General features: G+C 61.9%; 12 protein-coding genes and 2 pseudogenes. 8 read left to right on the top strand and 6 right to left on the bottom strand.

Annotated features, from left to right (window positions below; translation table 11 throughout):
• Nucleotides 1-263: 263 nt before the first annotated feature.
• The 3 genes and pseudogenes from KBY93_RS15480 to KBY93_RS15470 all read right to left on the bottom strand — a co-directional run.
• Nucleotides 264-833: a hypothetical protein gene (locus KBY93_RS15480; protein ID WP_255095323.1), complete on the bottom strand. Its 570-nt coding sequence runs from the start codon at nucleotides 831-833 to the stop codon at nucleotides 264-266.
• 40 nt (nucleotides 834-873) lie between these two features.
• A complete protein-coding gene (locus tag KBY93_RS15475; RefSeq protein ID WP_255095322.1) occupies nucleotides 874-1095 on the bottom strand; it encodes a hypothetical protein in 222 nt (73 codons plus the stop codon).
• Between the two features lie 17 nt (nucleotides 1096-1112).
• Nucleotides 1113-1616, bottom strand: a pseudogene (locus tag KBY93_RS15470) (transposase); the annotation flags it as partial.
• A 98-nt stretch (nucleotides 1617-1714) separates the two neighbouring features.
• Here KBY93_RS15470 and KBY93_RS15465 point away from each other — a divergent pair.
• Nucleotides 1715-1846: a hypothetical protein gene (locus tag KBY93_RS15465; protein WP_255095321.1), complete on the top strand. Its 132-nt coding sequence runs from the start codon at nucleotides 1715-1717 to the stop codon at nucleotides 1844-1846.
• An 8-nt stretch (nucleotides 1847-1854) separates the two neighbouring features.
• Here the strand turns inward: KBY93_RS15465 and KBY93_RS15460 are convergent, their stop codons facing one another.
• Both KBY93_RS15460 and KBY93_RS15455 read right to left on the bottom strand, forming a co-directional pair.
• Entirely contained in the window at nucleotides 1855-2301 is a 447-nt protein-coding gene (locus KBY93_RS15460; protein ID WP_255095320.1) for a transposase family protein, read from the bottom strand.
• Nucleotides 2302-2343: 42 nt separating this feature from the next.
• Complete coding sequence (locus tag KBY93_RS15455) at nucleotides 2344-2784, bottom strand: transposase (protein WP_255095319.1); 441 nt, start codon at nucleotides 2782-2784, stop codon at nucleotides 2344-2346.
• Between the two features lie 189 nt (nucleotides 2785-2973).
• Between KBY93_RS15455 and rfbA the strand changes: the two genes are divergently transcribed.
• The 7 genes from rfbA to KBY93_RS15420 all read left to right on the top strand — a co-directional run bounded on the left by rfbA (nucleotide 2974) and on the right by KBY93_RS15420 (nucleotide 8587).
• Nucleotides 2974-3891 carry a glucose-1-phosphate thymidylyltransferase RfbA gene (gene rfbA, locus KBY93_RS15450; RefSeq protein WP_255095318.1) on the top strand — a complete coding sequence of 306 codons (918 nt, stop codon included), beginning with the start codon at nucleotides 2974-2976 and terminating at the stop codon, nucleotides 3889-3891.
• Nucleotides 3881-4813 carry a dTDP-4-dehydrorhamnose reductase gene (gene rfbD / locus KBY93_RS15445; protein ID WP_255095317.1) on the top strand — a complete coding sequence of 311 codons (933 nt, stop codon included), beginning with the start codon at nucleotides 3881-3883 and terminating at the stop codon, nucleotides 4811-4813. The genes rfbA and rfbD overlap by 11 nt, the downstream gene beginning before the upstream one ends.
• A complete protein-coding gene (locus KBY93_RS15440; protein WP_255095316.1) occupies nucleotides 4804-5184 on the top strand; it encodes a clan AA aspartic protease in 381 nt (126 codons plus the stop codon). The genes rfbD and KBY93_RS15440 overlap by 10 nt, the downstream gene beginning before the upstream one ends.
• Nucleotides 5181-6254: a dTDP-glucose 4,6-dehydratase gene (gene rfbB, locus KBY93_RS15435; protein ID WP_255095315.1), complete on the top strand. Its 1074-nt coding sequence runs from the start codon at nucleotides 5181-5183 to the stop codon at nucleotides 6252-6254. The genes KBY93_RS15440 and rfbB overlap by 4 nt, the downstream gene beginning before the upstream one ends.
• A 1-nt stretch (nucleotide 6255) precedes the next feature.
• Nucleotides 6256-6816: a dTDP-4-dehydrorhamnose 3,5-epimerase gene (gene rfbC / locus KBY93_RS15430; protein ID WP_255095314.1), complete on the top strand. Its 561-nt coding sequence runs from the start codon at nucleotides 6256-6258 to the stop codon at nucleotides 6814-6816.
• Between the two features lie 278 nt (nucleotides 6817-7094).
• Nucleotides 7095-7532: a hypothetical protein gene (locus tag KBY93_RS15425; RefSeq protein ID WP_255095313.1), complete on the top strand. Its 438-nt coding sequence runs from the start codon at nucleotides 7095-7097 to the stop codon at nucleotides 7530-7532.
• Nucleotides 7508-8587 (top strand): IS3 family transposase, encoded by a 1080-nt coding sequence (locus KBY93_RS15420; protein WP_255095312.1) that lies wholly within the window; start codon nucleotides 7508-7510, stop codon nucleotides 8585-8587. The genes KBY93_RS15425 and KBY93_RS15420 overlap by 25 nt, the downstream gene beginning before the upstream one ends.
• A gap of 233 nt (nucleotides 8588-8820) precedes the next feature.
• On the opposite strand, the pseudogene KBY93_RS15415 reads toward KBY93_RS15420, so the two are convergent.
• A pseudogene (locus KBY93_RS15415) lies at nucleotides 8821-8939 on the bottom strand (IS630 family transposase); the annotation flags it as partial.

The following is an 8939-nucleotide window of genomic DNA, read 5'->3' as shown; positions in this document are numbered from 1 at the left end:
GACTGGCTGGATTTCAGTCGATTCGAGCCGGAATGCAGGCCGTAACTCACGACATCACGGCGCTACTGGCGATGGCGACGAGGAAGCCAGAACCAAGCTCGAGTTAAGACTTTGAATCAGCCCTGCCCCCGTAATCCAGTCCGGGTACGCAGATCACAGAGATTCAGCGCTTGCGGAACATCCGGTCGCGGAGTGATCATCTCGGTCTCAAGCGAAGGCAGCACCTGGCGGCCCCTGCCTGCACCCGGGGCTGCAGGGCCTGCTCATGGCTGGTGGCCGCTGTTGCACTCCCGCAGGCTGGCAGCTATTGCGTTGATCAGGCTCTGAGCTTCACTGCGCCAGTCGCTGAGAAACTTGAAGCCGAGCACTACAGTTTCGCGATTCTGAAGCCGCAGGGCGTAAACCTCGGCGAAGGAGGGCGCGGGAACCGGGGTGGAGAAGGCCAGCCCATCAACAACGTTCTCAAGCAGGCGGCGCTGAATTGGCGTTCCCGCTTTGGCCTGGCCGGCGAGGAACACCGTTGCCATGTAGTCGCGCAGTTCGGCCGGGGTCATGCCGGCCTTGGTGTCGGTGACGACAAGCGGAAAGTGCACGGCGGTGAGGCTGAAGCGCTCGCTCTGCGCATCGGCTTCGGGCGGATGCACCACCATCACCGCATCGAGTCCCACCGGTTTGGGATTCGAGAAGGCAACTGGAGAACGGAAGCAGAGCCCGTGCAGCTCCACGACGTTGTCGGGCCGCGCTGGAGCAGCTGGTGAGAGCACCAGCAGCAGACCTAAGGCAACACCGACGGTCGCAGGGCGGGACCGGGATTCCCGCCAGGTGTTACTCAACCCTGTGCGAAGGCAGCGGGACGGTGTCACGGCACTGCATTCAACTGGGTCCATCTGGTGTGAACACTTCAGCCTCCAGCTTCGGTGACAGCTCATGGAGCGCCTGCACCACTTCGGGTTGCAGCATGACCAAGGTGGTCTCATCTCGATCGTCGGTCGGCACCTCAAGTTGCAGCGGCAACACTTCGCTGGGCCTGGGGTCCAGGCCGCTCGTGTCGAACTGGGCCGAGGAGCGGGGGATCACTTCCTCCCCCTGTCGCACAGGGCTGATTCAAAGTCTTAACTCGAGCTTGGTTCTGGCTTCCTCGTCGCCATCGCCAGTAGCGCCGTGATGTCGTGAGTTACGGCCTGCATGCCGGCTCGGATCGACTGATACCCAGCCAGTCGGAGCAGGTTGAGGGCTGCCGTCCGTAGCGTTGCCATTGCTCCAGCGCCGTTGCCCCGGTAGCGATGGGCGTCCTCATCGAGCTGGGTGTCACGGATCCATTGCCAGCTCTCAATGCTCCAGCGGTCGCGCACCAGTTGCAGCAGGGTTTCTGGGGTGGTGCGCAGGCTGGTGAGGAAGAAATGGGTCTGCCGGAAGGTCTTGCCGTCGCGGGTCCCGACGGCGGCCATCTCCACAATCCAACTGGTGCCGCTCCAGGCCTCACGGATGTGCTCCGGTGCCTGTTTGGCGCGGAGCGTCCAGGTGATGGCACGACCATGACCCTCCTCGAAAGCACTTGCCTCAACAGGGATGTGGCGTTTCCCCTGGAACTGGCATCGGATCTGGCGATGCAGTGTCTTCTGGTTGGCTCACTCCTTCGGAGAAGCCTTCGGCTACACCGTCAGGAGGAAGTCGGCCCCCTGCTCCTGGAGGAGTTGAAAAACGGGCGCTGCGTATGGAGCGCATCCGCCTGAATCAACACGCCGTCAAGATCCAGCTCCCCGAGCAGCTGCCGCAGCAGCGCACTCTCATGGTTCTCGCCGGTGGCGTAGCAGGCCTGAGAGATCGCCACCCCCAGCGCGGCTGAATACAGCGTCACCTGGGCGATGTAGACGCAGTCGGCCGGAGGCCATATGCCGAACCACCGCCGGGTGTGGGCTCAATCGAGCCCCGCAAGGTCTTGCCGTCACACACAAGCTGATCGAGATCCACTGCCCCACCTGGGATCTGGGCGATCGTCCAGTCACTGATGGTCGCGCACAGGACCGCGACATCCACCTGCAGGAAGAAGTAGCGGAACGCTGAATCCGATGGGGGCCGCCGCAGTTCAAGTTTTAGCTGCTGAGTGAGCACCGAATGGTGGCGCCGAGCGAACCGCTCCAGATCTCGCAAGCTTTCACAGCCACTCAGGATGCCCAGCACCGCCACCAGCAGCAGGTACCAGGCCGGAATGCGCACCCCTCTCAGCATTCGTGCATCCGGAATCGTCTTGAGGAAGCTGATCAGATCAAGATCCGTTGCGGCAGAGGCGGTTTCGGGCACAAGGACTGGGCGATACCACCGACCAAACCCCATCCAGGCAGCTCAGGCCAGAGCGCTTGTGACACACATTGAATCAACCCTGCCCTGGGCCCGGAGATGCTGCTCAAAGCACACAAACAATTCTTCGATCACTCCTGCGTTCCTTAGCCTCTCCCTGAAGAATGCCACTGTTGTAGCATCAGGAATCGCATCCATCACATCCAAGCCAACAAACTTCTCAAAGGATCGACGGTCATTGACCTGAAATTCAAGCGCTTCGTCGCTCAGATTGAAAAGCTGCTGGAGAACCAGCATTCGGATAAGGATGATGGGATCAATGCGTTTTCTGCCTGCATTGTTCTTGCGCTCAGAACAGTATCCCTGCTCTAAGAGAGGGCGAAAACTCTCCCAAGGGATAGCTTCGGAAAGAGCGGTCAGAGTGGGTTTCTTTTGATGCAGTTTGTGGATTCGGTGTTCTTCATCCCAAAAGTCACGCTGCCCCATTGATTTGGTGCTTTCAACGCATCTATTGTATCCCCATGACAGCATTCTGGCAAGTCAATCTTATTTTTCTAGGTGCCCTTCGGTACAGTTTGACCTGCCGCTCGCCCTGAATGATCACGATACAAACACAAACATGGCAGCGTCCGGGCTTCTTATCTTACAATAACATTCTACTGCTCCGTTTATTTGGTGCATGCTTCCCATCTCGGACAATCCGGGCGTCGGGGCATTATCCTCGCAGGCGGCTCTGGCACCAGGCTGCATCCGATCACCCAGGCGGTCAGCAAACAGCTGCTGCCGGTGTACGACAAGCCGATGATCTACTACCCGCTCAGCACCCTGATGTTGGCTGGGCTCACCGAGATCCTGATCATCTCCACCCCCCGCGACCTGCCCCAGTTCCAGACGCTACTTGGTGATGGCAGCCGCTGGGGTATTTCCCTTTCCTATGCCGAGCAGCCCAGCCCCGATGGCCTGGCCCAGGCTTTCCTGATCGGTGCAGACTTCCTCGCCGGTCATTCGGCTGCATTGATCCTGGGCGATAACCTCTTCTACGGCGGCGACCTCTCCCGCAACCTCCAGGCCGCCAGTACCCAGCCATCAGGGGCCTCCGTATTCGCCTACCGCGTTGCCGATCCCCAGCGCTATGGGGTAGTGGGTTTCGACGGTGATCAGCGGGTGGTGTCCTTGGAGGAGAAGCCCCAGCAGCCCGCTTCCAACTACGCCGTCACCGGCCTCTATTTCTACGATCCCGATGTGGTGGAGCTGGCCCGCCAGGTGAAGCCCTCCGCCCGTGGTGAGTTGGAGATCACCACACTTAACCAGCTCTATCTCGATCGCGGCGACCTTCGCGTTGAGCTGCTCGGCCGTGGTATGGCCTGGCTCGACACCGGCACCTGCGATTCCCTCCACGAGGCGGGTAGTTACATCCGCACCCTCGAGCATCGTCAGGGGCTCAAGATCGGCTGCCCTGAGGAGGTGGCCTGGCGTCAGGGCTGGATCAGTGCCGAGCAGCTCGCTGCCCTGGCTGCCCCGCTGCGTAAGTCGGGCTACGGCGCTTACCTCGAAGCTCTGCTTACTGAGGCACGCTGGGGTCATGTCTACTAACTCCCCCGTGCTCGTGATCGGCCGCTCCGGGCAGGTGGCCTCAGCCCTGCAACGGTTGGCACCGGCCCTGTTGCCCAAGCGGCCGCTGCTGGTGGTCGCCAGGCCCGAACTTGATCTGGCCGTCCCCGCCCCTGAGCTGGCCGCCACGATCGAAAAGCTTTTGGAAGAGTACCAGCCCGCCCTGGTGCTCAATGCCGCTGCTTACACCGCCGTGGATGTAGCCGAGGGCGAACCCCAGCTGGCGGCGGCCATCAACGGCGCCGCCGTGGGCGTTATCGCCCATGCCTGCGCCGCCCGCTGCCTGCCTCTCTTTCATCTCTCCACCGATTACGTCTTCGCTGGCGGGGGCGATCGCCCATGGCGGGAGGACGACCCCACCGGCCCGCTTGGGGTCTATGGCGCCAGCAAGCTGGCCGGGGAGCAGGCCCTGCGGGAGGCCGGCAGTCACCACCTGCTCCTGCGCGTCAGCTGGGTGTTCGGCGTGGAGGGGGCGAACTTCGTGCGCACCATGCTGCGCCTGGGTGCCGAGCGCCCCGCCCTCTCAGTGGTGGCCGATCAGATCGGCGGCCCTACCAGCGCCGAAGCCATAGCCACCACCTGGTTGGAGTTGGCTGAAGCAGCCATCACCAATCGCTCACCACTGGATCCCGATCAGCCCTTCCCCTGGGGAACCTTCCACTACGCCGGCGAACCGGCCGTGAACTGGTGCGGCTTTGCCGAGGCGATCTTTGCCGAAGCCGTGGCGCTGGGTCTGCTGGAGCGTGCTCCGGAGCTCACGCCGATCCCTACCAGCGCCTATCCCACCCCTGCGCAGCGTCCTGCCAATTCCCGTCTGGACACCAGCCGATTCCGTGCCGCTTTTGACATCCCTCCGCCCGATTGGCGCGAGGATCTGCGCATCTGCCTTAGCGCATGGGCCTGATCAGAGCTCAGTTTCAACTCTCGAACCCGTCCCAGTCGCAGCTGGAGCCTGTTGAGGTGCAGGCCCTGGTGGACACGGGGGCCGTACACCTGTGCATCCCTGAACATCTGGTGATCCAGCTGCAGTTGCGGGAGTTGGTACGCCGCGAGGTCGTTCTCGCCGATGGACACCGGCGCAATGTCCCCTATATGGGTACAGTTGAAATCCGCTTTCGCAACCGCCGCTGCTTCACCGGAGCGATGGTTCTGGGCGATGAGGTGCTCGTCGGCGCCATCCCGATGGAAGACATGGATCTGGTTCTGCGCCCGCAGCTGCAGAGCGTGGACGTGAACCCGGAAAGCCCCAACATCCTCCTCTCATTCGCCAAATGACCCGCCATCTGCTCATCACCGGCGGCGCCGGCTTCATCGCCGGCAACCTCACTCACCACTGGACCGCTGCTCACCCCGGCGATCGGATCGTGGTGCTTGACGCCCTCACCTACGCCGGCAACCGGGCCACGATCGCGCCGCTGATCGATTTCGGCCGTATCAGCTTCGTGCATGGCGACATCGGTGATCGTGCGCTGGTAGACGGGTTGCTCGCCGATCACGCCATCACCCATGTGGTGCACCTGGCGGCCGAGTCCCATGTGGATCGCTCGATCACCGGGCCCGGCGCCTTTCTCGCCACCAACGTGAACGGCACCTTCACCCTGCTGGAGGCGTTTCGCGCCCATTGGCTCGCGGCCGGTTCGCCCACGGACTGGCGGTTTCTGCACGTAAGCACCGATGAGGTGTTCGGCAGCCTCGAGCCAGATGATCCCCCGTTCTGCGAAACCACCGCCTACAGCCCCCGCTCCCCCTACGCCGCCAGCAAGGCCGCCAGCGATCACCTGGCGCGCGCCTGGCAGCACACCTACGGCCTGCCGGTGCTGGTGAGCAACTGCTCCAACAACTACGGCCCCTATCACTTTCCCGAGAAGCTGATCCCGCTCACCTTGATCAACATCCTGCTGGGTCGGCCCATTCCTGTGTATGGCGATGGCTCCAACGTGCGCGACTGGCTGTTCGTGGAGGATCACTGCCATGCCCTTGATCGCATCCTCCTGGCGGGCGAACCTGGCCGTACCTATTGCATCGGCGGCTGCAACGAGGTGGCAAACCTCGACCTGGTACACATGCTTTGCGCGCTGATGGATGAGCTGGCGCCGGAGCTGCCGGTGCGCCCCAGCCGGGAGCTGATTCGTTTCGTGACCGACCGTCCCGGCCACGACCAGCGCTATGCCATCGACGCCAGCCGCATTTGCGAGGAGCTGGGCTGGCAGCCCCAGGTGACAGTGCAGGAGGGCCTGCGCCGCACCGTGCAGTGGTACCTCACCAACCGCGACTGGTGGCAGCCGCTGTTGTCGGCCGAGTACGCCAGTTATCTCGAATCCCAGTACGCCGCCCGCCTCGCCTGAGATGCAGATCATTCCTCAGTCGATTCCTGAGGTGCTGCTGCTGCAGCCAAAGGCGTTTGGTGATGACCGTGGCTTCTTCGTGGAAACAGCCCGACAGAATGTGCTGGATGAAGCAGGCATTCCGCGACTGATTCAGCACAACCAGTCGCGCTCCCGCTGCGGTGTTCTGCGTGGCTTGCACTACCAATTGGTTCAGCCCCAGGGCAAGCTGGTGCGTTGCTCCCGCGGTTCGGTGTTTGATGTTGCCGTGGATGTGCGCCGCGGCTCTCCCAGCTTCGGCCAGTGGGTGGGCGCCATTCTCGACGACGTTGAGCATCACCAGCTCTGGGTTCCGCCGGGCTTCGCCCATGGTTTTCTGGTGTTTAGCGACGTGGCCGATTTCTGCTACCTCTGCTCGAACTACTACCACCCGGCCTCCGAGCAGGGGATCCTCTGGAACGATCCGGAGCTGGCGATTGCCTGGCCGGAGCTGCCGGAGGGTGTGGAACCACAGCTGTCCGCGAAGGATCTGGCCAACCCCACTCTCAGCGGCCAGAATCCGGAACGGTTGCCACGGTTCTGAATCGGCCGTCTGTGGAGAAGGTGCGCACTGATCTATGCGCAACAGCCTCCTAGTGTGTTGTCCCGGAGATTTGCGAGCAAAGTCGCTGGAGCTTCTCCAGGATTGAATCCGCTGTGGCGGTCCAGTTGAACGGGGCCTCCCCCACTGTCAGCAAAGAAGTCCGCTCGGTCTGACCCATCCACCACCAGGGGGCCAAACCGAGAACCATGAAACCGATCTACGACCAGGCCGTGCGGGCTGAGATCCGCCAGCGCATGAGCCCGCCCAACCGCCAGAGCGTGGCCCAGATCGCCCGCGACACCGGGATCACCACACAGACCCTCTACAACTGGCGCAGCCAGTGGCAGAAAGAGGGGCAGCTGGTGCCGGCCACCAGCAAGCCGCCGGAGCAGTGGGGCGCATCCGACAAGCTGGCCGCCGTGATCCAGGCCGCAGGCCTCAATGGCCCCGATCTCGGCGCGTACTGCCGTGAGCGAGGGCTCTATCCAAAGCAGCTTGCCCGCTGGCGCCAGGCTGCAGAGGATGCGAATGGCCCCAGCGCGCCGAGCATGACCGACCACAGGGATCTACAGCGTAAAAACCAGGAGCAGGCCCGCCAGATCCGGCGCCTGGAACGTGAGTTGCAGAAGAAGGAAAAAGCTCTTTCGGAGGCGGCAACATTGCTGATGCTATCAAAAAAGCTCGATCAGCTTTGGCTACGAGAAGAGGAGTCCTGATTCCGTCAGAGCAGAGAAATAAAGCCATGGACTTTCTCCATGAAGGCCTCAATGCAGGAGCTTCCATCAAGGCTGTTGCTGATCTGATCGGCATCTGTTCACGCACTCTGCGGCGCTGGGGGCTTGATATCAGCGGCCAGGGATTCAGTGTTGATCGCCGTAAGGGTGCCCCACGTGAAGTGGCTCACAGATTCACGGCAAAAGAGCGGCAGCTGGTGATTGACTCCGTCAATGATCCGCGCTTTGCCGATCTTACGCCTGCTCAGATAGTGGCCATTCTTGCTGAGGAGAGAGTGTATGTGGGTTCAGAGTCGACGATCTATCGCATCATGCGGCAGGATGGTCTGCTGAACCACCGCGGCAGAACTCGCCTGCCGCGGGAGCCCAGGGAGGTTCCAGTGTTGGAAGCAACGGGCATCCATCAAGTGCTGGCCTGGGATATCACCCTCTTGCCCGGCCCTGTGAAGAGTCAGTTTTTCTACCTCTACATGGTGATGGATGTATGGAGCCGGCGCATTCTCGGCGCAGAGGTGCATGAGCATGAATGCAGCGAGCTGGCGAGCGCATTCTTTGATCGCGTCTGCCGCGATGAAGGGATCAGCAAGGAGACTGCTGCCATCCTGCACTCGGATAATGGTGCCCCGATGCGCTCATTCACATTGGCTGCAAAGATGGCGGAGCTGGGTGTGTCGCTTTCGTTCTCGAGGCCACGGGTGAGCAACGACAATGCCTATGCCGAGTCGTGGTTCCGCACGATGAAATACCACCAGAGTTACCCGCTCAGGCGCTTCCGGGATCTGCTCTCGGTAAAAGTCTGGGTGGATGGCTTTGTCGACTGGTACAACGCTGAGCACCGGCACAGCGGCATCAAGTACGTGACGCCAAATCAGCGGCATTACGGCCATGCTGACGGGATCTGCGCCATCCGCCAACAGACCTATGAGGAAGCTCGCCAGAGGCATCCTCAGCGCTGGAGTCGAGCGCCACGCGATTGGAGCCAGCCACAGGTTGTGAGCATCAACCATCCCCGGCCGCAGAAACCTATAGCGGCTTGACCCTCAATACTCCAGGCCCCCGTGGCTGTTGCCGATAGCGCCCTTCCAAGGGCGCTATCGGCAACAGCCTCGATCAGGGGCCGGACGCCCCAACCCCGACCGAAGACAGCCATCGATGACAACGACACCCCGGCCGCCGCACGGCCCATGAACCTCAACCCGCAGTAAGCTCAATTTTGGTGCTCAGCTCAGCACCCCGAGCGGACAACTTCCCTGATAGGTCCCGCCTTGGTCTTGTTGTAAGCCGCCACGAACTGCTCGATCCTGGCGATCAACCCCTTGACGCTGGAGAAACTGCCCCGGCGGATGGCCCGCTGGGTGATGATCCCAAACCAGCGCTCCACCTGGTTGA

Origin of the sequence: Synechococcus sp. J7-Johnson (assembly GCF_024345795.1) — a bacterium.
GTDB lineage: Bacteria > Cyanobacteriota > Cyanobacteriia > PCC-6307 > Cyanobiaceae > Regnicoccus_A.
The sequence above is the reverse complement of the archived record's forward strand: the minus strand, read 5'-3'. Positions and strand labels throughout refer to the sequence as shown.

Coding starts and splice junctions, on each gene's coding strand:
- KBY93_RS15465 (WP_255095321.1), top strand. CDS start 1,715: ATGGAGCGCATCCGCCTGAATCAACACGCCGTCAAGATCCAGCTCCCC.
- KBY93_RS15455 (WP_255095319.1), bottom strand. CDS start 2,784: ATGGGGCAGCGTGACTTTTGGGATGAAGAACACCGAATCCACAAACTG.
- rfbD (WP_255095317.1), top strand. CDS start 3,881: ATGTCTACTAACTCCCCCGTGCTCGTGATCGGCCGCTCCGGGCAGGTG.
- KBY93_RS15440 (WP_255095316.1), top strand. CDS start 4,804: ATGGGCCTGATCAGAGCTCAGTTTCAACTCTCGAACCCGTCCCAGTCG.
- rfbB (WP_255095315.1), top strand. CDS start 5,181: ATGACCCGCCATCTGCTCATCACCGGCGGCGCCGGCTTCATCGCCGGC.
- rfbC (WP_255095314.1), top strand. CDS start 6,256: ATGCAGATCATTCCTCAGTCGATTCCTGAGGTGCTGCTGCTGCAGCCA.